This window comes from Psychrobacter sp. 1U2, from assembly GCF_051847575.1.
The window spans coordinates 1-1,034 of the sequence record NZ_JBPYDC010000483.1 but is presented as its reverse complement, the minus strand read 5'-3'; the positions used below and the strand labels follow the sequence as shown (position 1 = coordinate 1,034).

At 41.6% G+C, this 1,034-nt stretch carries 1 protein-coding gene; it reads left to right on the top strand.

Going from position 1 to position 1,034, the window contains the following annotated elements:
• Window positions 1-196: 196 nt before the first annotated feature.
• On the top strand, window positions 197-1,034 hold an 838-nt coding region (locus tag ACS8FD_RS16745), incomplete at its 3' end, for an RNA polymerase factor sigma-54 (protein ID WP_439276672.1).

The following is a 1,034-nucleotide window of genomic DNA, read 5'->3' as shown; positions in this document are numbered from 1 at the left end:
GCTTGTAAAATGATCTAATATGCCTAATCTTATTTAAGCTACCATGCTAAATGCTGGTAATTGTTTTACCTGCTATTTTTATTTTTGCAAATGGTATAAGCTAATAATGATACGTACACTTAGAACGTAAGCCGTTGTCCATAAGCTGCAGATACATATGATCAAAGTAATAATATTGGAGTGTAATACATAATCTATGAGTATGTCGTTTGGATTGGCGACCACGCTATCTACCTCCCAAAAGCTAACCCCACAAATGCAGCAAGCCATCAAATTGTTGCAGCTTTCTAGCCTTGAGCTTGCACAAGAGGTTCAAGCGAAGTTGGATAGCAATCCATTACTTGAGCGCATTGAGGAAGATGAGTACGAGTATGAAGACAGTGACGATACGGCAGCAGATGCATTAGATGACTCCTTAACGCTTGAGATGTGGAATGATAATAGCGAAGTAAGTCTATCGTCTGACGCATCGGATGGTAATGATGATACTTTTGATTATGGCACTACTGATTATGCTACTGATTACGATGACACTTTTAGCGACAGCTTAGATAAACTACAACAAGCAAACATCGATGGCAGTGCTATGGACAACACTGATGCAGACAATACGTACTCAAGCAGCGATTATCAGAGCACGGATAGCGATGAAAGCTACGGTAACTATGATATCGGAAGCTTTAGTGGGAGTAGTGCCGCAGCGAGCACAGATTACGACGAGCTTGATGATTATCAAGGCAGTACCAGCGCCAGTATCCAAGACTATGTACGCTGGCAGCTGAATTTTAAACATCTTTCAGACGCAGATACTCTAATAGCAGAGTATCTAGTAGATTCGATGGATGACATGGGCTTTGTGCAATTGGATATTGACGAGCTGTTCAAAAGTTTCGATACAATGGCAAGCTTTTATCAATGGGATGAGCAGATTGAGCGTGACGAGATAGAAGTGGTACTGCGTATTATTCAATCTTGTGACCCGCTCGGCGTAGGCGCGCGCAATTTAAGTGAGTGCCTTGCGATTCAATTAAACA